This window comes from Mesorhizobium sp. M0910 (assembly GCF_040319465.1).
Classification (GTDB): domain Bacteria; phylum Pseudomonadota; class Alphaproteobacteria; order Rhizobiales; family Rhizobiaceae; genus Mesorhizobium.
The window spans coordinates 344583-367742 of sequence record NZ_JAMYNZ010000003.1 but is presented as its reverse complement, the minus strand read 5'-3'; the positions used below and the strand labels follow the sequence as shown (position 1 = coordinate 367742).

Sequence of the window (23160 nt, the reverse complement as noted above, 5' to 3'; positions counted from 1 at the left end):
TCACGAATATGAAAAAAGCTTAGTCGATTTCAAATACCATAGGCAGTCGATGTCGACCATCGCCGCAACGCAGCCGCTGCCGGAAACCCGGTCTTCGCCGGGTTTCCGCTTCGCCATGCTGCTGCCGGGCGGGCTCGTCACCTTTGTGCTGATCCTTTTCGCCTTGGGGCTGGTGTTCTTCCTGGCCTTTCGCGGCAATGACGGCTCGCTGCTCGGGACTGGTTTCACCCTTGCGAATTTCGTCACGGTGGCCACCGATCCGCTGTACTGGACGGTGACGCTGCGCTCGCTGAGCATCGCCGGCCTGGTGACGCTGGCAACCGTCGTCACGGCGTATCCTGTCGCCTATTATCTGGCTTTCCATGCCGGGCGGCGACGCGGGCTGCTGCTGCTCCTGCTGACCCTGCCGTTTTGGACCAGCTATCTGCTGCGCGTCTTCGCCTGGAAGATCGTGCTTGCCTATAATGGCGTGCTCAACTCGGCGCTGATCGAAAGCGGCATCTGGTCGGAGCCGACATTGGCCTTTCTCAACACACCGGCAGCGGTCGTCGTCACGCTTGCCCACGCTTATGCCCCGTTCGCCATCCTGCCCATCTATGTGGCGCTGGACACGATCCCGAAATCGCTGCTCGAAGCCGCTTCCGATCTCGGCGCAAAACCGTTCACCAGCTTCCGCCGCATCGTGCTGCCCAATTCGATGCCGGGCGTGCTGGCGGCGGCCCTCGTCGTCTTCGTGCCGACCGTCGGCGACTATGTCACCCCGGCGTTGGTCGGCGGCCCGGCCAGCACCATGATCGGTACGCTGATCCAGGCCGAGTTCGGCAAGGCAAATGACTGGCCGTTCGGCGCCGCACTCGCCGTCGCCGTCATGCTGGTCATCCTCGCCGTGGTGCTGGTGGTGCGCTTCGCCGACCGCCGATACGGCAGCGGCACATGAACGCGGCGCGTATCGATGCAAAACAGGGCGGCGGCTGGCTCGGCGCCTATGTCCTTGCCTATTTGATATTCCTGTATTTGCCGATATTGCTGATCCCGCTGTTTTCCTTCAACAATTCAATCCAGGCGGCGTTTCCGCTGCAAGGCTTCACGCTTGAATGGTACGGCACGCTTTACGGCAATTCGGCGCTCTCCGGCGCGCTTGCCACCAGCCTCGTCATCGGCGCAATTGCTGCCACCGGCGCAACACTCTGCGGCGTGACCGTGTCCTATATGGACCTCTACGGCCGCTCGCCGCTGGCCGCCACGATCAGTGCTATAGCGCGGCTGCCGATCCTGATCCCAGGCGTCATCGTCGGCATATCGCTGCTCATCCTGGTCAACCTCGCCGGCGTTGGGCCGTCGCGCATTGCCATTGTGCTCGGCCACGTGTTGGTGGCGCTGCCGACGACGGTGGTGGTCATGCGCAGCCGCTTCGCCGCCATCCCGAAGACCATCCGCGAGGCAGCGCTCGACCTCGGCGCTTCCGACTGGACGACCTTCAGAAGGGTGATGCTGCCGCTCAGCCTGCCGGCCATTATTTCGGCCTTCATGCTGGCCTTCCTGACCTCCTTCGACGAGTTCATCGTCGCCTTCTTCCTTGCCGGCACCGAGCCGACGCTGCCGCTTTATATCTGGAGCCAGCTGCGCTTCCCGAAATCGCTGCCGACCGTCATGGCGCTCGGCACCGCGATCCTGGCCGTGTCGTTCCTCATCGCCGCGCTCGCCGAAATCCTGCGCCATCACGGGCTTGCTGCCACCCGGCGGTCAGCGCCCGCCAACCTGTCAAAACCAGAAGAAACCGAAAGAGGAGAACTGCAATGGCATTCGACCTGAAATCGATAACGGCAAAGACAGCGAAAACCGGACTGGCTGCGTTCGCGCTGGCGCTTGCGTCGACTGTCGCCTTTGCCGGCGACAAGCTGCAATATTTCACGTGGTCGGGCTATGAACTGCCCGACTTCAACAAGAGCTTCCTGGCCGCGCACCCCGATGGTCTCGAAGCTTCGATGTTTGGCGACGACGATGACGCTTTCACCAAGGTCAAGGCCGGCTTCCGCCCCGATGTCGCGCACCCATGCTATGACAAGGTGGCGCGCTGGAACAAGGAAGGCCTGCTGCAGCCGATCGACACCAAGCGCATCAAGAACTGGGATTCGATCTTCCCGGTCTTCAAGAACCTGCCCGACCTGCAGGCCGGCGACGGCAAGGTCTGGATGGTGCCGTGGGACTGGGGCAACACCTCGATCCTCTACCGCACCGATCTGGTGAAGAACCCGGAAGCCAGCTGGAACCTGCTTTGGGATAAGCAATATGCCGGGCGTATGGCGACCATCGATGCCGTCCACGACACACCGGTGGTGGCGGCCCTTCTCGCCGGCGTCAATCCATTCGACATGACACCGGAACAGATGGACAACGTGGCAGAAAAACTTCGCGAGCAGCGCCCGCTGCTCTCGAACTACACCACCGACATGACCTCGGTCGAACAGGCATTGGCCAGCGGCCAGCTGGTCGCGGCCATGACCTGGAACGCCTCGGCCACCTCGCTGAAGAAGCAGGGCGTGCCCGTCGAGTTCATGAAGCCGAAAGAAGGCATGCTGACCTGGGCTTGCGGCTTCGTCATGCTCAAGGACGCCAAGAACGTCGACCTAGCCTATGACTTCATCAACAGCCGGCTGGAGACGGATTCCGGAAAGTATCTGATCCAGGCCTACGGCTATGGCAGCTCGATCAGCTCGGCTTTCGCCGCCGTGCCGAAGGAGGAGTTGGAGAAATTGCAGCTACCTTCCGATCCCGAGGTGATGCTGAAGACCACGATTTTTACCGGGCCGATGAAACAGAATGACGAACTCGCCAAGATGTTCGAGAAGGTCAAGGCAGGCGGCTGAGTTCGCACTTCCTTCTCCCCTTGCGGGAGAAGTGTCGCCGAAGGCGACGGATGAGGGTGTTCCAGATGGCACAGACGGCACTCGGGCCAACACCCCTCATCCGTCTCGGCACTTCGCGTCGATCCACCTTCTCCCACAAGGGGAGGGAAAACCTTACCAAACAAGGACGAACGAATGGACATGCTGGACGAAGCGGCTGAGAAGCCGAAGGACGACGCCGACGTCAGGGTCGGCCGGCGCGTGCGGGCGCTCAGGCTGGAGCGCAATCTCTCGCTGGCCGAACTCGCCGCTAAAGCCGGCGTCTCGATCGGTGCGCTGAGCCAGATCGAGCGCGGCATGTCATCATTGCGGGTGCGAGTGATCTGGCCGCTTGCCGCCGCCCTCGACATCGAGCCGTCGGCGCTGATTGTTGACGGCAACGATGCCGGCAACGATCTTTATTGCGTGCGCGCCAACAGCCGGCGTCAGATCCCGGTCAAGTCGGAAGGCATCGCCAAGGCGCTGCTGTCGCCGCCGGCCGCCACGCTGACCGGCATGCTGGTGACGGTGGAGGCCGGCGGCGGCACCGCCGAAGCCTACGCCCATGCCGGCCACGAATTCGGCTTCGTCCTGTCGGGTGAGGTCGAACTGGTGGTCGATTCGACCAGATACGGGCTGAAGGCCGGTGACAGCTTCGCCTTCAAGAGCACCTTGCTGCATGCCTTCCGCAATCCCGGCAGCGAGCGCTGCCAGATCCTGTGGGTCAACACCACCAAGCCGTCCGAGGTTCGCGATGGCGCCTGATCCGCTCGTCCGGCTGGACAAGGTCTCCAAGATTTTCCCCGGCGGCATCGTCGGGCTCGACACTGTCGATCTCAATATTTCGCGCGGCGAGTTCCTGACCCTGCTCGGACCGTCCGGCTGCGGCAAGACCACCAGCCTGCGGGTCATCGCTGGTTTCGAAGGCCCGTCGAGCGGCAGGGTCCTGCTCGAAGGGCGCGACATCACGGGGCTCAGGCCCTTCGACCGCCCGGTCAACACCGTATTCCAGGACTACGCGCTGTTTCCGCACATGAACGTCGCCGAAAATGTCGGCTTCGGCTTGTCGCTGCGCAAGCTCGCGGGTGCCGAACAGGCAAAGCGCGTCGGCGCGGCGCTCGACATGGTCGGCCTTGCCGACAAGCTCGGCGCCCGCGTGTCCGAATTGTCGGGTGGCCAGCGCCAGCGCGTCGCGCTTGCCCGCGCCATAGTCTGCGAACCGCGCGTGCTGCTGCTCGACGAGCCGCTGTCGGCGCTCGATGCGCATCTGCGCGAACAGATGCAGGCCGAGTTGAAGCGCCTGCAGTCGCGCCTCGGCACCACTTTCGTCATGGTCACGCATGACCAGACCGAGGCGCTGTCGATCTCTGACCGCATCGTTGTCATGAACAAAGGCCGCATCGAGCAGATCGCGCCGCCGGCGACTCTCTACGACCGGCCCGCCACCAAATTCGTCGCCAGCTTCATCGGCACGATGAACCTTCTGCAGTCGCGCTTTGTCGGCCGCGACGGCGAGCGCTTGCGGTTCGCCGCCGGCGCCCTGCCGCTGGAAGCGGTTTCGGAGACGGGCGAACTGCCTGGCGAGGGCACGGTGCGCACCATCGGCGTGCGTCCGGAGGATCTTTTGGCGACGACCGAGGCCACGGCCGGCACTGTACCGGTGCGGGTGAACAGCATCGTCTTCCACGGCCGCACCTTGCGCCTTCATGCAGAGCTGGGGCAGGGGACACAGGTCGTGATCGACGCGCCACGCCCGACAGAGGGTTTTCAATTCAGCGTCGGCGATGTGGCGCATATCAGCCTGCGCCGCGGCGCCAACTGCCCTATGCTGCCCAGCTAGTCTGATTTTCAACTTCCAGAAAACTGGAGTGTTCCCACATTATCGGCAACGGGGCGCAGACTTCGAATTCCTGCTCGGCAGGGCTTCCTCGACCGCTGAAATCGCGGGTGTTGGCGCGGAAAGCATTCAGCGCCCGTTGCGTTTCCATTTGACGAGTTCTCTGTTTGTTCTAAATTTCTCGGTCGGATACGATTTTGCCGGACGAGAGATCAATTATGAGTGGGCAACCTGCATTCGGAACCCCGAACAACGGCCAGATCTTTTTCCGATGGCAGGGGACCAAGCGACGTTTCGACGACCGCATATTCTTGCCATCTTGGCTGAGAGCGCGGTCGCTGGTCCCTTGGCGCGAAAGACTATCGCCTTGAATCGAGAGTTAAGGCTGCAAGGCTGGTTTGTTCCGGAGAACCACATCCATATCTCGCTCGTCGGCCTCGGTGACCATGATGGGTATCCGGAAAAGCTGGTTGAAATCGCTCGGCATATCGGCTCGATGATCGTTGCAAAACCGTTCGATATTTCTTTCGATCGCCTGACGGCTTTTGGTGGTGGTTCGCTGGTTCTGCGCAACGGTGACAGCAATCCAGCGCTCCAAGAATTCTGGCGCAATCTCACCCTCTGATTTCCGACAGCCCGCTAAAGCTCTTTCTCACGAAGTCCATTGAACCGCATGTTACGCTGCTTCGTGACGAAGTCCGTGTCCCCAGGATTCGCGAACGGTCGATTGATCCAATTGGCTGGACAGTCCGGGATTTTGTGCTGATCCACAGTGTAATCGGCAAGGGGATTTAGCGCGAGAGCGCACGTTGGCAATTGAACGGCCAAGACGATGCCTTGGCCGGGATGTAGAGGCCCAAGCCGTCGTCATAGCCCGCACGATATTCATCATCCTGACATGGCATGTCAGCTGTCTCGGGATTGACGATGGCAGGCCAGCACGCGACCCGCTACTTCCAATGCGTCTTAACAAGAGGAACCCCATGACGATCACGGAAATTGCCAAGGATTTCACCGAGCTCCTCAAGCAGGGCGATCATCAAGGTGCTGCTGAGAAGTACAATGCCGACGACGTCGCCAGCTACGAAGCCATGGAGGGGCCGATGGCCGTCTCCCGTGGCAAGGAAGCTCTGAAGCAAAAGAACCAGTGGTGGCAAGAGAACAACGAAGTGCATGGCGGTTCGGTCGAGGGCCCATATGTCAACGGCGACCAGTTCGCAGTGCGCTTCAAGTTTGACATAACGCCCAAAGCTACCGGCGAACGTGCCACCATAGATGAGGTTGGTCTGTACACGGTCAAGAACGGCAAGATCACCGAAGAGCGGTTCTACTATTGAGGCCGGAAATACCACCGGCTTCCGGGAGCCGCTGCAAGGTTGAACAATAAGCATGGCGGCCGGAGGATGACCTGGCCGTCTTCGAGAAGCTCAGATCGTTTTGACGTAGCCCGCCAACTGATCCGCCACCGTGCCCCAGCCGTCGTAGAAGCCCATCTCCTCGTGGCTGTTGCGCGTGGCTTCGTCGCGGTGGATGGCGGTCGCGGTGTAGCGCGTCGCCTCGCCCCGCGATTGCAGCGATATGACGGCTGTAATGAATGGGTCGCCTGACGGCCGGTAGCCTGGCAGCAGCGCATCGGTCCACACCAGCCGCTCATCCTGGACGATCTCGAGGTAGCAGCAACGCCTGTCGTTGACTTGCCTGCCGTCGGGCGACTGCATGCGGGTGCGGAACAGGCCGCCGGGCCGCAGGTCGATCTCGCAATCGGTGATGATCCACGGCTTCGGCGTGAACCATTGGCGGACATGCTCGGGCTTCGTCAAGGCCATCCACAGCAGTTCGCGCGGCGCCTCGATCGACCGTTCGAGCACGAGGTCGAGCTTCGGATCGGGTTGGAACAACGGAGCCATGTTCATCTGTCTTTCTCCTTGAGTTTCAGCACGTAGTCGTCGAACTGGTCGAGACGGCGCTCCCACAGCGCCCGCTGCTCGGCCAGCCAGTTTTCCGCGAGCTTCAGCGGCTCCGGCGCGAGCCGGTAGGTCCTGACGCGGCCTGCCTTCTCCGAATGCACCAGCCCGCAGCCTTCCAAAACCCTGAGATGCTCGATGAAGGATGGCAGGGCCATCTCGAACGGCTGGGCAAGCTCGCCGACCGAGGCGGGGCTTCGGTTCAGTCGCTCGACCACGCGTCGCCGGGTCGGATCGGCGAGTGCCCGGAAAATGCCGTCGACGGGCGGGGGGCTTTCGGTCTGCAGGCTCGTCATAGTCGTTTCCTTGCCTCGGCCATTCCGCGTGACCAGAGTTGGCTTAGAAACAGTTAGGGAAATTCCTTACTATTGGCAATGGCGAAAATCATGGATGCCCGGCAAGCCGCTGGAAAACTGAGAGGTGCGGTTTTAGGGTGCCGTCAGATTCGACCGGTCCGAGGATCCGTTTTTGACGATCACCATGTATGGCATCACCAATTGCGATACGATCAAGAAGGCCCGTTCCTGGCTGGCGAGCCATGATGTTGCCTATCGCTTTCATGACTACAGAGTCGACGGGCTGGATGCGGATCGGCTGAACGGCTGGTCAGGCAAAGTCGGTTGGGAAATTCTGCTCAACAAGGCGAGCACGACGTTTCGCGAACTGTCGGAGGAGGACAGGATGGGCCTGGATGAAAGGAAGGCCAAGGCGCTGATGCTGGCAAAGCCGACGATGATCAAGCGTCCGGTGCTGGAACTTGGCGATCGCATATTGGTTGGCTTCAAGCCTGATGTTTATCAACAGGCGATCGGTAGGAAGTAGAACCGACCCACCGCGATCCGTCGCGCCCCCTCTGTCCTGCCGGCATGCATATCGATCGTATCAGATGCTTGTGGTTTTCCCACGCAAATAGCTCGCCAGCGCGACCGCATTATTATGGGCCTCGTCGTGCGCGCCGTAGAGCAGCGTCACCTTGCCCTCACGGAGCAAGGCGCGCAGTTCCGCCAGCGCCTCGCCGTTCCGGTCGAGCTCATCGCTGTATCGCCGCTGGAACTCCGCCCAGCGCGCCGGCTCATGGCCAAACCATTTGCGCAACGCGTCGCTTGGCGCGATGTCCCTCAGCCATAGCGTCAGCGCCGCGTCCTGCTTGGCGATGCCGCGCGGCCATATGCGGTCCACCAGCACCCGCTGCCCGTCATCGGGCGCCGGCGGCTCATAGATGCGCTTGACCGCGAGTTCCATTGCCAACCCCGCATGCGTCACAGGCGCGGCTGCGTGCTGGCGCTCTTAAACCCACTCGCCCTTGCGCATCACCGGCACGCGGCTGCTGTCCTTGTGGACGCCGTCTATATCGATCTTGTCCGAGCCGATCATCCAGTCGATGTGGATGAAACTCTTGTTGCCGCCGCGCGCCGCGATCTCGTCCTGGCTGAGCGAGGCGCCGTCGACGAAGCACTTCGAGTAGCACTGGCCAAGCGCGATGTGGCAGGCCGCGTTCTCGTCGAACAGCGTGTTGAAAAACAGCAGCCCGCTCTTGGCGATCGGCGAGGAATGCGGCACCAGCGCCACCTCGCCGAGACGGCGCGCGCCTTCGTCGGTATCGAGCACCTTCTGCAGCACATCCTCACCTTTCGAGGCCTTGGCCTCGACGATGCGGCCCGCCTCGAAACGCACCGCAATGCCGTCGATCAGCGTGCCCTGGTAGGACAGCGGCTTGGTGCTGGTGACATGGCCTTCGACGCGCCTTGCATGCGGCGTGGTGAAAACCTCTTCGGTCGGGATGTTCGGGTTGCAGGTGATGCCGTTCTTGGCGGTCGAGGCGCCGCCCATCCACTCGTGGCCGTCGGCCAGCCCGACGGTCAGGTCGGTGCCGGGACCAGTGAAATGCAGCGCGTGGAAATTGTGGCCGTTCAGCCATTCGGTGCGGCTCTTCAACGCCGCATTGTGCGCCGTCCAGTTGCCGATCGGGTCTTCGACGTCCACCCGCGAGGCGGCAAAGATGGCGTCGGCGAGCTTGGCCACGGCGACGTCTTCGGCATCGTCCGGGAAAACCTGCTTCGCCCACGCCTGATCAGGATAAGCCACAATGTTCCAGTTGATGTCGAAGCCGGTGATCTTCTCCAGCGCCGGCTGATAGGCCATCGAATTCGCCTTATTGGCACGCGCCACCTTTGCCGGGTCCTGAGAAGAAAGCAGCGACGGATCCTCGCCGCGCACAGCAAGCCTCGCCGCATTGTCGGCGAAGGCTTTTGCCATGCCTTCATAGAGCCAGCCGGCGGCGCGGTCGAAACCGGCGTCGGCGCCGTAGCGGAAGCGCGCGAGAGTGATCTCGTCGTCGTTGAAGATCGGCGTCACCAGGCCGGCACCTGCCTTGTAGGCGTGCTCGACGATCCGCCGCGTCAGAGGCAGCGCGGCGATAGACGAGGTCAGCACCAGATCCTGACCCGGCTGCAATTGCAGCCCGACCTTGACGGCGACCTCCGCCAGCCTGTCGAGCTTCACCGGGTCGATGGTTGCGGAAACGCCGCGCGAATGTGTGGTCATGATCCTGCCTGCCGTGATTGGGGACTGTGTCTTACATAGACCGGCGCTACCGACCTTTCCACTCTGATGACGCCGGCAGGTCTAGCTGACGCTCTCGAGCGACCTGAACTGCGCCATCGTCGCCTCGATCTCTTCGCGCACCCAGATCTTGAAATCCCTGACCTTGCGGCTTTCGCCCTTGCTGGCCGAGGTCACCAGCCAATAGCCGAGTCCGCTCTGGGCGCGTATGCCGAACGGCGCAACGAGACGGCCGTCGGCCAGCGCGTCTGCGGCCAGCAACTGCCAGCCGAGCATGACGCCGTGACCGGCAATCGCCGATTCCAGGCACAGCATCGGATCTGTGAAGCGCGCGCCTTTCATGAAGGTGACCGGCTCCACCCCGGCCGCTTCGAACCAGCTCTCCCAACTGATCATCGATCTTTCGTCTGTGATCGCACAAGTCAAAGCAAGGTCCTCGATCGATTTCAGCTTGCTGGCGATCACCGGTGCACAGACCGGAAACACCTCTTGCGCCAGCAGCAATTCGGCCCGCCCGCCCGGCCATTTGCCGTCGCCGAGCCGGATGGCGACGTCGATGTCCGAACGATCGAAATCGGCAAGCCGCACCGAGGCATCGATGCGCAGGAGCACGTTCGGATGCCGGGCAAAATGCCGCGATAGCCGCGGCAGCAGCCATTTCGAGGCGAACGCCGGCGCCACCGAAACCACCAGCGTGCACTCCGAGCTTTCATCGGCAAGCGCTACCGCCTGTGCGAGTTCGCGAAACCCGGCGCTGAGCCGCGCGGTAAAGACGGTGCCGAATTCGGTCGCCACCAGGCCAGCTGGCGTTCGTTCGAACAGCGCCCGGCCGAGCTGCTTTTCTGTCCGGTTGATCTGCTGGCTCACGGCGCTGACCGAAACGTTGAGCTCGCCGGCCGCCGCCGCGAGCGAGCCCAGGCGGGCAACGGTTTCCACGGCGCGCAAGCCGTTGAGATGGACGCGGTTCAAAGTAGCCATACAGTTTTTCTAAACTCGAACGGCGGAAATCTCAATTGCCAAACACTGCAGGATGCCGGATTCTAAGTGGGTTACTCAGAGTGACGAGGCAAATCCGATGAAGATTTTGTCATGGCTCGGCGCCTTTTCGCCGATCGGAACGCAACCACACCGGCATGCCACCAGCTGGGTGACCGATCCGCTGTCGCATCCGGTGCTCGACACCATGTCGGAGCGCGAACTCGCCGACATGCCGTTCAGGCTGACCGCGCATCGTACCCGCTACGAGACGGCCTCGACGAGGACCTGCTGCGGCTGAACAAGGACTTGCTGACACTTCAGGTGAGCCGGCCGCCGACGCCGCTGCGCAGCCCTTCTGGGCCAATAAAAGGCGGATTGTCTCGCCGGCAGGCGCACTTATTGTGCACCGCGATGAACATCGCTTCGCCCTTGCGCCTGGCAATCGCCGGCATGATCGCCCTGGCCGTCGCCATGGGAATCGGCCGCTTCGTTTATACGCCGATCCTGCCTGGCATGATGGAAGAGCTCGGCCTGTCGCCGGCTGATGCCGGCTGGATCGCATCGGCCAATTATCTCGGCTACCTCGTCGGCGCGCTTGCCGCCACCGGCGGCTGGGCGCAAGGCCGCGAACGCCAGCTGATGCTGGCCGGCCTTGCAGCCACTGCGATACTCGCCGGGCTGATGGGCCTGACCGGCACGATGGCCGCCTTCCTCCTCATCCGCTTCCTTGCTGGCCTCGCCAGTGCCTTCGTCCTGGTCTTCATGACCAGCATCGCTTTCGGCCATCTCGCCGCGGCCGGGCGAAACGACCTGCAGGCACTGTATTTCGGCGGTGTCGGCCTCGGCATCGCGGCATCCTCGGCGCTGTTGGCGCTCCTCGTCACCGAACACGCCGGCTGGGCGGCGGGGTGGCTGTGGTCCGCGGTGATTTCGGCCTGCGGCTTTGCCGTCGTCGCGTTGCTGGCTGCCGGCACCTCGACCGCGAACAGCGTTGCCGGGCCCGAGCCGGCGTTGCCAAAAAACCCTTCACTGGTGAAGGTCATTGTCGCCTACGGCCTGTTCGGCTTCGGCTACATCGTCACGGCAACATTCCTGGTCGCGATCGTCCGCCAGGGCGGCGACGGCCGCGTCTTCGAGGCCGTGGTCTGGATGGTCACCGGCCTTGCCGGTTTCCCGTCGGTCTGGCTGTGGCAGAAGCTCGCGGCCAGAATCGGGCTTTATGCCACCTATGCCCTGGGGTGTCTGGTCGAGGTGGTCGGGGTCAGCGCCAGTGTCGTCATCGACGGACGCACCGGGCCGCTGCTCGGCGGCCTGCTCGTCGGCGGCACCTTTATCGCCATCACCGCGCTTGGCCTTCAGACCGGCAGGCAGCTTGCTCCGCAAGCGCCGCGCCGGATGCTGGCGGTGATGACGGCCGCCTTCGGCCTTGGCCAGATCGTCGGCCCGATCGTCGCCGGTCTGCTTGCGCAGGCCTCGGGTAACTTTTTCCTCGCCTCGATCGTGGCCGCCGCCGTCCTGCTCGCTTCCGGCGCGATCGCCTGGTCGGCTGCGCCAAAATCGCCATGATTGTGGTCTTGCTCGGGGCCGGGCGTGGGACACGGGCATTTTCTTTCCCACTAATGTGTGACTTTATGCCCGCTGACCAACGCCGCTGATTTGCGCCGACCGAGGATTTCGCCACAGTGTTTGTATCGTTTTTTCCGCAGCCGAAGCTGTTTTTCACCTCGGCGGCCGTCTGGAGTCTTCTGCTCGTTGTTCTTTGGTTTTTCGGCGGCGAACACCTCGGCACGATGCTTGGCATGCCGCCAGTCGATCCGCAGGCCGCGCCTGTCATAAGCCCAGTGAGATTCCTGACGCCGTCATTCCTCTGGTTCTACGGATATTTCTTCGCCGGTATCGGCATATTTTACCTTTTTTGGGCGCTGTACGCCCCCCATCCCTGGCAGAACTGGTCGATCCTTGGTTCTGGTTTGGTTGTTTTTGTCACTAATTTCATCGTCCAGATAAGTGTGGCGCTGAACGATTGGCGTGGCATGTTCTACGATATGGTGCAGAGGGCCCTGACCACGCCCAGCTCCGTCACGCCTGCCGAGCTTTACTACGGAGTGTGGCAGTTCCTCTCTTTGGCGCTGGTCTATATGACCATCGCGGTTTTGAACGTCTTCTTCGTCAGACACTATGTCTTCCGCTGGCGGACGGCCATGAACGACTATTTTACCGCCTATTGGCCGAGGCTACGTCATATCGAAGGGGCGTCGCAGCGCGTTCAGGACGACACGATGCGCTTCTCGAGCACAATGCAAGGGCTGGGAGTGAACTTCATCGATTCCGTTATGACCCTCATCGCATTCCTGCCCTTGCTGGCAGCTCTGTCTCGTCATGTCCCAACCCTTCCCATCGTCGGAGCGATTCCCTATCCATTGGTCATCGCCGCAATCGTGTGGTCGTTGTTCGGCACTGGGTTGTTGGCCGTCGTCGGGGTCAAGCTTCCTGGCCTGGAATTTCGGAATCAACGGGTTGAAGCCGCTCTGCGCAAGGAACTTGTCCTTGGTGAGGACGATATGGCAAGAGCGCAACCGCTAACCCTAGCTGAGCTGTTCGCGAATGTTCGGAAGAACTATTTCACCCTCTACGCTCACTATGTCTACTTCGACATGGTCCGGTATCTCTATCTCCAGGTAGACAATGTTTTCGCCACACTTATTCTTGTTCCGACTCTCGCTGTGGGCAAGATAAGCTTCGGCATTTTTCAGCAGGTCGTCTCCGCCTTTTCCCAAGTCGCCAGTTCGTTCCAGTATCTCGTCAATTCCTGGCCTACTATCGTCGAGTTGATTTCTATCTACAAACGTCTGCGCGCGTTCGAAGCGACCCTTGAAGGGGCACCGCTGCCGGTAATCGATCAGCACTATCTGGAACGGGAGCAAGCTGGCCTGCGCCCTGAGGATCAGCCAGCAAGCTAAGAAAATCGGGCGGCGATCGCTTCCGGCTCAGCCGCCCACCGCCGCCTGTCTTTCGCCTCGCCGCGAGACGTAGTCGCGAAAACTGATGCACTCGACTTCCGCCTTGACGCAGACCTCGCCGGCAAAGCGTTCCAGCGCGTTCCAGTAGGCGCCGTCGTTCATCAGCGTGAAGTGGAAGCCGAGCTCCAGCGGAATGCGCTTGCCCTGATATTGCGCATCGAAGGCGGCGCGAAAGGCCTGATAGGTCCGGTCGGCGAACGCTTCTGCCATGCTCGGCCGCTCGAAGCCGCCGGAATGCCTGACATAGAGATTGTAATCCATGGCGATCACCCGCCTTGAGTTCGGCCCTTCCGGGATCTGCGGAAGCGAAAAGCGCGTGATGCCGTTGACGGTCGGCGGCTCGACCGGCCCACGGGAAACGCCGCTTGCGTCGAGCAGGAAACCGGCCGCGGGCAGCGCCTCGTAAAGCGCCTTGTTTGCCGACAGGTAGGGCGCGCGAAACCCGACCACTGCCCTGCCTGCGAAATCGCGCCAACCCTTTGGTTCGGGTGCAATGCCGTTGATCGAATAGGCGTTTTGGAGAATGTGCTTGAACGAGCCGAACTCGCTCAGCCAGTCGGCCTTGCTCCAGTCCTTGCCATCGAAATGACCGCAGCCATGGCTGCCGATGTCGTGGCCTTCCCTGGCGGCGAGGTTGATCTGCTCGAGCCGCTCGGCAACTTCCTGTTTGGAGGCGGCAAAGCCGATATTCGATTTGCCGGCCGTTTTGCCCGGCGCGGTGTATTCCTTGCGCGTCTCGGGTGACAGCAGGAACACGCAGGAGACAAAATACGTGAAATGCGCACCGGTGCGCGCGGCCAGCGCCCGGCTGCGCTGCCACTGCGAAATATCGCGGGCGCTGTCGAACGAAATGATGACCGTCTGCTTCGGTTTTGCCGGCGCCGCCGGCGGGTCGGCAAAAGCCGCGCCGGTAGCAAGCGCGGCAATCGAAAACGCAACAACGCGGGACAAACGGGGCAAAGGCATCTGACCGGATCAAGGAATGTAGAAGCACCGCCTACCGGCGAAATATGGCACGGATACGATCGACCTGCGCGGCCGCCGGTGGCGGCGGCTGCCTCGTGAATAGGCGATTTTCCTGCGGAACCCCTTCCATGCCGGCAAAATTTCGCTAAAACGCGGGCTCATCAACCGCCCCGGCCGGGGGCATGAATGGTTTTGATCCATGTCGGACGACAGTTTTATCCGCGAAGTCAACGAAGAGATTCGTCGCGACCAGGCGCATGCGCTGTGGGACCGTTTCGGTCCCGTCTTGCTCGTATTGGCCGTGCTGGTGGTGCTCGGCACTGCCGCTGTCGTCGGCTACCGCTATTGGGACGAGACCCGCGCCAACCGCTCGGGCGATGCTTTTTCGCAGGCGCTCAAGCTCGCCAATGAGGGCAAGAACGACGAGGCGCTTGCCGCTCTGGAGGCGCTGGAAAAGGACGGCTACGGCGCCTACCCGCTGCTCGCCCGTATGCGCGCGGCAACCGTCAAGGCGGACAAGGGCGACGTCGATGCCGCCGTCAAGGACTTCGACGAGGTCGCCGCCGACACCAAGATCCCTTCCGGCATTCGCGACATGGCGCGGCTCAGGGCTGCGCTGCTGCTGGTCGACCACGGCTCTTTCGCCGATGTCTCCAGCCGCGTCGAGGCGCTCACCGCCGACACCAATACGCTGCGCCATACGGCGCGCGAGGCGCTTGGCCTTGCCGCCTGGAAGGAAGGCAAGGCGGCGGATGCTTTGAAGCTGTTCGACCAGATCGCCGCGGACGACGGCGCCCCGCGCAACACGCGCGAGCGGGCGACGTTGATGTCCGAGCTGATCCGCGGCTCGGGCGGTGTATCGTAATGCATGTCGCCCAAAAGTGCGCAGCGGTTTTGGGACAACGACATGCATGGCAGATGTAGGGCCGGATGACCTTCAAAGTCGCCATCATCGGCCGACCTAACGTCGGCAAATCGACCCTTTTCAATCGGCTGGTGGGAAGGAAGCTGGCGCTTGTCGACGACACGCCCGGCGTCACCCGCGATCGACGCGTCCATGCCGCAAAGCTCTACGATCTGCATTTCGACGTCGTCGACACTGCCGGTTTGGAGGATGCGGCCGCCTCGACGCTGCCCGGCCGCATGCGCGCCCAGACCGAGATCGCCATCCGCGAGGCCGACCTGATCTTTTTCACGATCGACGCCAAGTCCGGGCTGATGCCCGACGACAAGACTTTCGCCGAGATCGTGCGCAAGTCCGGCAAGCCGGTTGTCGTCGTGGCCAACAAGGCCGAGGCGCGCGGCGCCCAAGGCGGCATGCTGGAGGCATGGGAACTCGGCCTTGGCGAGCCGATCCCGGTCTCGGCCGAACATGGCCAGGGCCTGCCCGATTTGCGCGATGCGGTGATCGCCGCACTGGGCGAGGCGCGCGCCTTCGGCGAGGACGAAGAGGCCAGCGAGGAGGAGATCGCCGCCAGCGAGGTGCTGATCGGCGAAGACATCACCGACCCGGACGCCGAGCCGAGCTATGACGATACCAAGCCGATGCGCATCGCCGTCGTCGGCCGTCCCAACGCCGGCAAGTCGACGCTGATCAACGCGCTGATCGGCGAGGAGCGGCTGCTGACCGGCCCTGAGGCCGGCATCACTCGCGATTCCATCTCGGTCGACTGGGACTGGCATGGCCGCCGGCTAAAACTGTTCGATACCGCCGGTATGCGCCGCAAGGCCAGGATCCACGAAAAGCTCGAGGTGATGTCGGTGCAGGACGGCTTGCGCGCCATCCGCTTTGCCGAGATCGTCATCATCGTGCTCGACGCGACTATTCCCTTCGAGAAGCAGGATCTGCAGATCGCCGACCTGATCATCCGCGAGGGCCGTGCCCCGGTGATCGCCTTCAACAAATGGGACCTTGTCGATCATCCCCAGGAGCTGCTGGCCGAGCTACGCGAAAAAACCGAGCGGCTTCTTCCCCAGGCGCGCGGCATGCAGGCGGTGCCGGTGTCAGCCGAGACCGGGCGCGGGCTCGACAAGCTGATGGATGCTGTCATCAGGACGCATCGAGTTTGGAACAGCCGCGTCTCAACCGGCAAGCTCAACCGCTGGCTGGAGGGCATTCTGGCGCATCATCCGCCACCCGCGGTTGCCGGACGCCGGCTGAAGATCAAATATGTCACCCAGGCCAAGACGCGGCCGCCCGGCTTCGTCGTCTCCTGCTCACGCCCCGATGCGATGCCGCAATCCTATGTCCGCTATCTCTCGAACAGCCTGCGCGAGGCTTTCGACATGCCCGGCGTGCCGATCCGCATCGCCTTGCGCACCTCGGACAACCCGTTCGCCAGCAGGGCAAAGAAGCGCCGCTGAGCTGCGGGTCCTCTGGGCGCCAGCATCAGGCTACGCTCCGCAGGCCGCTCGCGGGCAGCGCCTGCACATTTTCGGGGAGGCGATTCCACCGACACCTGCAGCAGGATGTTGGCAAGCCGCGCCGCTACCGGGTCGGGCTCGGCCTCCTTGCGATGCAGGAACAGCGCCATCTTGGGCAAGGCGGGCAGCCCGGCGATCTCCGGCGCGTCATCGCCCAGAGGGTGGCCGGCGCGAGTGGGGGCAGCCTCTGCACCTAATGGGCAGTGTAGGCTCCGTCCACCAGATGGTAGCTCCCAGTGATAAAGCTGGCCTGGTCGGACAAGAGGAAGCATACAAGAGCCGCTACCTCTTCCGGTTTCCCGCGCCTGCCCATCGGCTGAAGACCTGCCATGCGCCGGCTGGCTAATGCCTCCATTTGCTCCGATAAAAGAGGCGTTTCGATCCAGCCGGGGCCGACTACATTGATCCGGATGCCCATCCTGGCATATTCGATCGCCGCAACTTTGGTTAGTCCAACGACCCCGTGTTTCGCTGCCGTGTAAGCGGACGCAGTTGGCAAGCCGACGGAACCGAGGACGGAGGACATGTTCACGATGGCGCCTCCGCCTCGATCCAGCATCGCGGCGATTTCGTACTTCATGCTGTAGAAAACGCCATTTAGATTGACGTTTATCAGCTTGTGCCAGTTGTCGAGCGGATAGTCTGCCGTGGCTTTTCGAATGCCGTCGATACCTGCATTGTTTACCGCCATATCCAGTCCGCCGCATTTCTGGACAGTGAACTCGATCAGCTTTTCCACGGCTGCCGCATCCGTGACATCTACCGCAAAGTCGTAGGCCCTGCCGCCTTGCGAGCTTATTTCGGCGGCTCTGCAGTGCGCGGCCTCGGCATCAAGGTCGGCGACAACAATCTCGGCTCCTTCTTGCGCGAGTTGCCGTGAAACAGCCGCCCCTATTCCGGAGCCTGCGCCGGTCACAATCGCGACTTTACCATGGAAGTCAGGCTTCATCGTCTCTGTCCTATGCCAATTTTGACATAACCGAACAGAGGCAGACGGTTATCGCAAGAAGTTTCGCTCCAATTCGCTTGTCAATCCTGTGAATTCATTTTGCCACCACACAGCGAGACTTGGCGCGCAGGCCTTGGAATGGTAGAGACGAGGGCGGCGGTAGATGACCAGTTTCCTAGCAGGTACAAATGGAAGAACACCACATTGCGCGCCGGGGGCTCGTGCTGGGTAGTCTGGCTCTGATGGTCTCCGGATGTACGTCGATTTCATCCGCGTTCGGACCAAGGCGTGGCCTGAATCCTCGTTACCGACGACAGCACGTGCGGTACGACGGAAACGAGCCGGCCGGAACGATCGTCGTCGATACTTCGCAACGCTTTCTCTATGCCGTCGAGACGGACGGGTGGGCGACGCGCTACGGCGTTGGCGTCGGCGAGCAGGGACTTTCGTTCAAGGGTACAGCGACCGTCGGCCGCAAGGCGGACTGGCCGTCGTGGACACCCACCGCCAGCATGATGCAGCGCAAGCCGCGCCTGGTGAAGTATGCAGGGGGGGTCCCTGGCGGACCAAACAACCCGCTTGGTGCGCGTGCCCTTTATCTCTATCAAGACGGGCGCGACACCCACTTCCGGATACATGGTACAAACGAGCCATGGACGATAGGCACAGCGGTATCGAACGGGTGCATCCGTATGATAAATGACGACGTCATTGACCTCTACGACCGTACTCCTTTGGGCACGACGGTGGTGGTTGTTTGATGGTGGGCAGGCCTGATCTCCGTTGGATGGTGAACCCTGCCAGCACGTCACCGCAAAGGTGCCGCCGGCAACTGGATGCCAACTGTGTCATTTCTGCACTAGGCGTTGGTGTAGATCGCAGCTAACTTGGTGGGGCTGCATATCGTTTTAGTTGTGGCGATTCTATAGGCTATTCCGCCCCCGGGGAAAGGATTGCTTGATGAACAGGATATTGGTTGCAATGGTTGCTGTGCTCGCCGTTGCCAGCCTGAGCGGCTGCGCGAACGACTGGATCGGCAAAGGAAAGGGTAAGGCTCCGGCACCCGCTCCGGTAGAGGAACCAGTGATTAAGTAAGGACCGGCTTGTATGGGGAAGGGGTGCCAAGCCCTTCCCCATACATACGCAGCCGGGGCTTTGGCCGGCTTCATAGCGTACGGCGCGGTTGGCGGGCATAGGCCGTTATTAGGTCTGTGCATTGTGAAGTTCGGGAATGGACGCGGCGATGACGCTTGTAAGTAGCCGTCTCTTGCTTGTGGCGTTGGTGGCCCTCCCGGCAGCGGCATGTCAGACGAAAGACCTGCCGCCCCAGCCGAATTTCGTATCTTATGCCGATGGCGGAGCTGCGCCTAAAAAAAACGAGGAGCGGTACTTCATCGAGTTCCGCTCCCGCTACGCCCTAAGCTACGGCCACACCTACGCAGTTTTTGGGCGCCTGGACCGGGCCGGGAGAATGATCGATCCCCAAGTCGCGGGCCTTCACCCGGCTTCGAACAGTGCGGTTCCCTATGTTCTGGGCCATATCGTGCCGGTGCCAGCCGAAACCGGGTGGAGCGACGGTGATCTGGAAGAACCATACAGATCCGCAAGCTGGCGAATCATATTGACCCGGGCCGAATACGACAAAGTCGTTGCCTACATCCGCAAGCTGCAGGCGAGCTCGCATGTCTGGCAGGCGACGGTCTTGAACTGCAACGGCTTCGTGGCGGACATCGCTCATTCCATGGGATATAAGACTCCCGCCATTCAGCTCCGGCCGCAACAATTCATAACCGAGCTTCGGGAGATGAATACATAACCAAGATTCGAGGGATGAATGGGACCGAATGCGATCGGTACTGCCCCTCCGGCTTTCGCGTGTGCGGACTAACTCGGAGAGGATCGCTGCGCCTGAAGGTAGGCCGGTGACGAAATCGAGGCGATGGGTGAAGTGGCCATACTCAGGGGCAGCTGCTACAGTCGCGATCGCAGAAAGGGCGCTGGTGACCTGAAGTGACCATTGCTTTAGCCTCACTTGGCGAGATCATATGGGTGATCGGCATCGTCGCTTGGTACGTGATCCGGTATCCCTTCGAGCGCCGGGCAAGGCGCGTGCGAATAGTAGCTGGCGGCCGCTCAAGTTCCGACACGGTCGGGCTTGCATCGGCTCTCCTTGGCCTGGCGATCCTGCCTGGCTTCTATGTCGCCACCGGCATCCCCGCAGCGGCTGATCATCCGGCCAGCGTGTGGTCGGTGGCGCTCGGAACCATCATCTTCTGCTCGGCGCTGTGGATTTTTCGCTTATCCCACAAGGAACTTGGCCGTAACTGGTCGATTACGCTCGAGATTCGCGAACGGCATGAACTGGTCAGCGCCGGGCCATATGCCTTGGTCCGTCACCCTATGTACACCTCTTTCCTGCTTATGGGGCTCGGCCAGCTCTTTCTGCTGCCGAACTGGGTTGCGGGCATATCGGGTTTGGTTGGTTTCGCAGTCCTTTTCCTGCTGAGAGTGGATAAGGAAGAGCGTATGATGCTGGAGAATTTAGGCTCGCAATACCGTGTCTATATGGAAAGGACCAAGCGAATATTCCCTTATCTTTATTAGAGGTCGTTTTATGCGAGGCCGAGCCCTCAAGCTTTCCGCGCCCCGGCGCCTTGTTGGCGATCTGATGAGGTTTTCGATCGGCGTGCCACGGGTCGCGGTGCAGCGTCAGATGAATCTCGGCCCACTCGTAAGGGCTAGAATGGCGCAGCAGACCAGGCCCTCGTGGACCGCGATCTTCCTGAAAGGGTATGCGCTTCTTGCCCTAGAGACCCCGGAGTTGCGGCGCGCCTATGTCAAGTTGCCCTGGCCGCAGCTTTACGAGTATCCGGCAAGCGTAGCCTCGATTGCCCACGAGCGCGAGTATGATGGCGAGCCGGCCGTTCTGCTGAGCTGCATCAAATGCCCGGAGCGCTACTCCATCACGGAACTTGAGCGATCCATCCACGCGGCTCGATCACGGCCGATCCAGGAGGTCCCGGAGTTTCGGCGTGCCTTGCGGATGGCAGGTGCGCCCGCGCCAGTCAGGTGGCTGCTTATGTGGCTAGGGTTGAACATCGCCCGGCAAAGGGCAAATTACTTCGGTACCTTCCAACTGTCCGTCTATTCTGGTCTCGGTGCGGAATCACTCAACCCGCTGACACCACTGACCACCCTTCTAAACTACGGTCCGATCGGCAAAGACGGATCGGTGAATGTCCGCATCCACTACGATCACCGGGTCATGGATGGAGCGAACGTCGCACGAGCACTGGAGAGATTCGAAAAGATTCTGAACGGCACTGTCGCCAATGAAGTGGTGCTGCTCGGTCAAGGTGTTTCCGCTCCTGCAAGACAGAGGAACGCGACGTGATTTCGCACGGTGAATTCCGGCCAGCTATCGTCGTGATTGGCGGCTCGGGTGGAATTGGCCGGGCGATTGCGAGCGTCGCTGCAAGGGAGCGCGGTGCGGTTGTGCTGGTTGCCCGCTCGCCTGAGGGTTTGGCCGCCGCGGCGTCTGAGGTTAGGGAGGCGGGCGGCGAGGCATTCACGCTCGAGTTGGATCTCGTGGCAGGCGATGCGCCAACGCGCCTGGAGGGCTTTCTGTCCGCACACGGCCTAGTCTGTGATGTCCTGGTCAACAGCGCCGGCTATGGCCTGCGGGGCGCGACGACGGCGCTGCCTGTTGATGGTCAACTCGGCATCATCGATCTCAATATACATTCCCTTACAGAACTGACCCTTCATTTTCTGCCGGGAATGGTGGCGCGCCGACGGGGCGGGGTGCTCAATCTCAGTTCCGTGGCCGGGTTCGTTCCCGGGCCTTATATGGCTCTGTACTTCGCTAGCAAAGCTTTCGTGCGCTTCTTCTCAGAGGCGCTTCACCAGGAATTGCGCCGAACCGGTGTGACGGTCACATGCGTTGCACCAGGCCCGGTGTCCACGGAGTTTCTCGCAAGATCAGGCGCCAATCAGACGGTGCTCTTCAACATCTTGCCCAAGGTGGATCCGAAGTATGTGGCCGAACAGGCGTGGCGAGCGTTCAAATCCGGTCGTCGCCTCGTCGTACCGGGAATCTCGGGTAAGTTGGCTGCCCTCGCGGCAGCGCTCCTGCCTTCCGCGGCGCTGCTGCCCCTGGTCGGCCGGCTGCAGCGCGGCGGCAATGATCAATGTCCTTGCGGTTCAGGTATGAAGTTCAAGAAATGCTGCGGTACCCGCCAGATTCAGCTACGCCGGGGCCCTCGGGGAATTATCCCCTGACCGGACCAGCACGTCACCGAAAAACCTCATTGAAACAAGAGACCGCTCGCCGATGACGGGCGTTAAGTAAGCATGTTGGTAGCATAGAGGCGAGGCTTTCGACATGCCCGGCGCGCCGATCCGCATCGCTTGCGCACCTCGGACACCTGTTCGCCAGCAGGGGGAGATTGGCCGTTCCCTCCGCTTTTAGCCAAGCTCCGACGCCGAAAGACGGGTGGGACGGCGAAGCTGCTAATCTCCCCCTCGAGCGGCCCTCGAGGGGGAGATATCCGGCAGGACAGAGGGGCGCGCGAGGGATCGCCAGCATTACTGCTTCTTCGACTGACTAAGTTATGGAGCGCCCTGCGGCCCTTTCGGCTCGTCTGCGCTAAGCCGCTTTTCTCAGACCATCCGCGTCGCCACTTCCCGGCAACGCTTCCAGTGCTGCCTGCAGCAGGATGTCGCCAAGCCGCGCCGCTATCGGGTCGGGCTCGGCCTCCTTGCGATGCAGGAACAGCGCCATCTTGGGCAAGGCGGGAAGCCCGGCGATCTCCGGCGTCATCGCCCTGACGCTGGCCGGCAGGCCGATATCGGTGCGGATCGTCAGTCCGAGCCCCGCGGCGACGGCTGCCCAGATGCCGCCAAGACTCGGGCTGGAGAAGGCCATCCGCCATGCCAGGCCGGCGCGGTCCAGCGTCTCGGTCGCCACGCTGCGCAGCAGGCACGGCGCTTCGAGCGCCACCAGCGGCAACGGCTCGCCATCGCGCAGGCAGGTCTCGATCTGTTTTGCCGGGCCGATCCAGCGCATCTGGACGTCGGCGACATGCCGGCTGTAGGGCAGCGTCGCGCCATTGTGCCAGGCAAGCGCGATATCGAGGCTGCCCGAAAGGATCCTTTCGGCAAGCTCATGGCTGCGTGCGATCCTGGCCTCGATCTTGACCTTGGGATGGGCGCGGGCGAAGCGCCCGAGCACCTCCGGCAGCACCGCCTCGCCGAAATCCTCCTGTAGTCCAAGCCGCACCCAACCCTCCAGCTCGACATCGTGGATGGCGGACGCGGCCTCGTCATTGAGCTCGATCAGCCGGCGCGCGTAGCCGAGCATGGTCTCGCCCGCGTCCGTCAGCGCCAGGCCACGCCCAGATTTGCGGAAGATCGGCGTCGCCGCCTGCTCCTCCAGTTTCTTCAATTGCGCACTGATTGCCGAGGTCGAGCGGCCAAGCCGGTCGGCGGCCTTGGCGAAGCTGCCCAGCTCCATGCCGGTAACGAAGCTGCGCAGAACGTCGAGATCGAATGTCACACGTCGCATAGCGATAAT

At 61.9% G+C, this 23160-nt stretch carries 27 protein-coding genes; 19 read left to right on the top strand and 8 right to left on the bottom strand.

Annotated elements, in window-relative coordinates; genetic code table 11:
• Window positions 1–49 precede the first annotated feature (49 nt).
• The 7 genes from NKH78_RS09455 to NKH78_RS09425 all read left to right on the top strand — a co-directional run bounded on the left by NKH78_RS09455 (window position 50) and on the right by NKH78_RS09425 (window position 6059).
• A complete protein-coding gene (locus tag NKH78_RS09455) occupies window positions 50–937 on the top strand; it encodes an ABC transporter permease (protein WP_352737096.1) in 888 nt (295 codons plus the stop codon).
• Window positions 934–1812, top strand: coding sequence for an ABC transporter permease (locus NKH78_RS09450; protein WP_352737095.1), 879 nt, complete (start codon window positions 934–936; stop codon window positions 1810–1812). Before NKH78_RS09455 ends, NKH78_RS09450 begins: the two co-directional genes overlap by 4 nt.
• Window positions 1797–2867 (top strand): ABC transporter substrate-binding protein, encoded by a 1071-nt coding sequence (locus tag NKH78_RS09445; RefSeq protein ID WP_352737094.1) that lies wholly within the window; start codon window positions 1797–1799, stop codon window positions 2865–2867. The genes NKH78_RS09450 and NKH78_RS09445 overlap by 16 nt, the downstream gene beginning before the upstream one ends.
• Window positions 2868–3041: 174 nt before the next feature.
• Window positions 3042–3650, top strand: a complete 609-nt coding sequence (locus NKH78_RS09440) for a cupin domain-containing protein (protein ID WP_254820400.1) — start codon at window positions 3042–3044, stop codon at window positions 3648–3650.
• On the top strand, window positions 3640–4725 hold the full coding sequence (locus tag NKH78_RS09435; protein ID WP_352737093.1) for an ABC transporter ATP-binding protein: 1086 nt from the start codon (window positions 3640–3642) through the stop codon (window positions 4723–4725). Before NKH78_RS09440 ends, NKH78_RS09435 begins: the two co-directional genes overlap by 11 nt.
• A gap of 28 nt (window positions 4726–4753) precedes the next feature.
• On the top strand, window positions 4754–5347 hold the full coding sequence (locus tag NKH78_RS09430; RefSeq protein WP_352737092.1) for a hypothetical protein: 594 nt from the start codon (window positions 4754–4756) through the stop codon (window positions 5345–5347).
• A gap of 358 nt (window positions 5348–5705) precedes the next feature.
• Window positions 5706–6059, top strand: coding sequence for a SnoaL-like domain-containing protein (locus NKH78_RS09425; RefSeq protein ID WP_352505266.1), 354 nt, complete (start codon window positions 5706–5708; stop codon window positions 6057–6059).
• A gap of 90 nt (window positions 6060–6149) precedes the next feature.
• Here NKH78_RS09425 and NKH78_RS09420 read toward each other — a convergent pair whose 3' ends face one another.
• Window positions 6150–6629 carry an SRPBCC family protein gene (locus tag NKH78_RS09420; protein ID WP_352702081.1) on the bottom strand — a complete coding sequence of 160 codons (480 nt, stop codon included), beginning with the start codon at window positions 6627–6629 and terminating at the stop codon, window positions 6150–6152.
• A gap of 2 nt (window positions 6630–6631) precedes the next feature.
• On the bottom strand, window positions 6632–6982 hold the full coding sequence (locus NKH78_RS09415; RefSeq protein ID WP_352737091.1) for an ArsR/SmtB family transcription factor: 351 nt from the start codon (window positions 6980–6982) through the stop codon (window positions 6632–6634).
• A gap of 172 nt (window positions 6983–7154) precedes the next feature.
• On the opposite strand from NKH78_RS09415, the gene NKH78_RS09410 reads away from it, so the two are divergent.
• On the top strand, window positions 7155–7508 hold the full coding sequence (locus NKH78_RS09410) for an ArsC family reductase (protein WP_352737090.1): 354 nt from the start codon (window positions 7155–7157) through the stop codon (window positions 7506–7508).
• 60 nt (window positions 7509–7568) lie between these two features.
• On the opposite strand, the gene NKH78_RS09405 is transcribed toward NKH78_RS09410, so the two are convergent.
• The 3 genes from NKH78_RS09405 to NKH78_RS09395 form a co-directional block, all read right to left on the bottom strand.
• The gene (locus NKH78_RS09405; RefSeq protein WP_352737089.1) at window positions 7569–7934 is read right to left on the bottom strand and encodes a DUF488 domain-containing protein; all 366 of its coding nucleotides are present in this window, start codon (window positions 7932–7934) and stop codon (window positions 7569–7571) included.
• A 39-nt stretch (window positions 7935–7973) separates the two neighbouring features.
• Window positions 7974–9230 carry an aminopeptidase gene (locus NKH78_RS09400; RefSeq protein ID WP_352737088.1) on the bottom strand — a complete coding sequence of 419 codons (1257 nt, stop codon included), beginning with the start codon at window positions 9228–9230 and terminating at the stop codon, window positions 7974–7976.
• 81 nt (window positions 9231–9311) lie between these two features.
• Window positions 9312–10226 carry a LysR substrate-binding domain-containing protein gene (locus NKH78_RS09395; RefSeq protein WP_502899789.1) on the bottom strand — a complete coding sequence of 305 codons (915 nt, stop codon included), beginning with the start codon at window positions 10224–10226 and terminating at the stop codon, window positions 9312–9314.
• Window positions 10227–10323: 97 nt separating this feature from the next.
• Here NKH78_RS09395 and NKH78_RS09390 point away from each other — a divergent pair, with 97 nt between their 5' ends.
• The 3 genes from NKH78_RS09390 to sbmA all read left to right on the top strand — a co-directional run bounded on the left by NKH78_RS09390 (window position 10324) and on the right by sbmA (window position 13186).
• Window positions 10324–10524: a hypothetical protein gene (locus tag NKH78_RS09390; RefSeq protein ID WP_352737087.1), complete on the top strand. Its 201-nt coding sequence runs from the start codon at window positions 10324–10326 to the stop codon at window positions 10522–10524.
• Between the two features lie 113 nt (window positions 10525–10637).
• Complete coding sequence (locus tag NKH78_RS09385; RefSeq protein ID WP_352737086.1) at window positions 10638–11792, top strand: YbfB/YjiJ family MFS transporter; 1155 nt, start codon at window positions 10638–10640, stop codon at window positions 11790–11792.
• A 116-nt stretch (window positions 11793–11908) separates the two neighbouring features.
• Window positions 11909–13186, top strand: a complete 1278-nt coding sequence (sbmA, locus tag NKH78_RS09380) for a peptide antibiotic transporter SbmA (RefSeq protein WP_352737085.1) — start codon at window positions 11909–11911, stop codon at window positions 13184–13186.
• Between the two features lie 27 nt (window positions 13187–13213).
• On the opposite strand, the gene NKH78_RS09375 is transcribed toward sbmA, so the two are convergent.
• Window positions 13214–14206: a polysaccharide deacetylase family protein gene (locus NKH78_RS09375; protein ID WP_352737112.1), complete on the bottom strand. Its 993-nt coding sequence runs from the start codon at window positions 14204–14206 to the stop codon at window positions 13214–13216.
• A gap of 205 nt (window positions 14207–14411) precedes the next feature.
• On the opposite strand from NKH78_RS09375, the gene NKH78_RS09370 reads away from it, so the two are divergent.
• Together NKH78_RS09370 and der are read left to right on the top strand one after the other, a co-directional pair.
• Window positions 14412–15077 (top strand): tetratricopeptide repeat protein, encoded by a 666-nt coding sequence (locus NKH78_RS09370; protein WP_352737084.1) that lies wholly within the window; start codon window positions 14412–14414, stop codon window positions 15075–15077.
• Between the two features lie 65 nt (window positions 15078–15142).
• A complete protein-coding gene (gene der / locus NKH78_RS09365) occupies window positions 15143–16576 on the top strand; it encodes a ribosome biogenesis GTPase Der (protein WP_352882726.1) in 1434 nt (477 codons plus the stop codon).
• A gap of 253 nt (window positions 16577–16829) precedes the next feature.
• Here the strand turns inward: der and NKH78_RS09355 are convergent, their stop codons facing one another.
• On the bottom strand, window positions 16830–17585 hold the full coding sequence (locus NKH78_RS09355; RefSeq protein WP_352476622.1) for an SDR family NAD(P)-dependent oxidoreductase: 756 nt from the start codon (window positions 17583–17585) through the stop codon (window positions 16830–16832).
• Between the two features lie 188 nt (window positions 17586–17773).
• Between NKH78_RS09355 and NKH78_RS09350 the strand changes: the two genes are divergently transcribed.
• The 6 genes from NKH78_RS09350 (at window position 17774) to NKH78_RS09325 (ending at window position 21866) form a co-directional block, all read left to right on the top strand.
• The gene (locus NKH78_RS09350; protein WP_352505257.1) at window positions 17774–18346 is read left to right on the top strand and encodes a L,D-transpeptidase; all 573 of its coding nucleotides are present in this window, start codon (window positions 17774–17776) and stop codon (window positions 18344–18346) included.
• 199 nt (window positions 18347–18545) lie between these two features.
• Complete coding sequence (locus NKH78_RS09345; protein ID WP_254820414.1) at window positions 18546–18680, top strand: ABC transporter; 135 nt, start codon at window positions 18546–18548, stop codon at window positions 18678–18680.
• 148 nt (window positions 18681–18828) lie between these two features.
• The gene (locus tag NKH78_RS09340) at window positions 18829–19401 is read left to right on the top strand and encodes a hypothetical protein (RefSeq protein ID WP_352882857.1); all 573 of its coding nucleotides are present in this window, start codon (window positions 18829–18831) and stop codon (window positions 19399–19401) included.
• Window positions 19402–19601: 200 nt separating this feature from the next.
• Window positions 19602–20189 (top strand): protein-S-isoprenylcysteine O-methyltransferase, encoded by a 588-nt coding sequence (locus NKH78_RS09335; RefSeq protein ID WP_254820426.1) that lies wholly within the window; start codon window positions 19602–19604, stop codon window positions 20187–20189.
• 10 nt (window positions 20190–20199) lie between these two features.
• Window positions 20200–20979, top strand: a complete 780-nt coding sequence (locus NKH78_RS09330; RefSeq protein WP_352801461.1) for a hypothetical protein — start codon at window positions 20200–20202, stop codon at window positions 20977–20979.
• Window positions 20976–21866: an SDR family NAD(P)-dependent oxidoreductase gene (locus NKH78_RS09325; RefSeq protein WP_352880446.1), complete on the top strand. Its 891-nt coding sequence runs from the start codon at window positions 20976–20978 to the stop codon at window positions 21864–21866. The genes NKH78_RS09330 and NKH78_RS09325 overlap by 4 nt, the downstream gene beginning before the upstream one ends.
• A 367-nt stretch (window positions 21867–22233) precedes the next feature.
• Here the strand turns inward: NKH78_RS09325 and NKH78_RS09320 are convergent, their stop codons facing one another.
• Window positions 22234–23151 carry a LysR substrate-binding domain-containing protein gene (locus NKH78_RS09320; protein WP_352880444.1) on the bottom strand — a complete coding sequence of 306 codons (918 nt, stop codon included), beginning with the start codon at window positions 23149–23151 and terminating at the stop codon, window positions 22234–22236.
• Window positions 23152–23160: the final 9 nt, after the last annotated feature.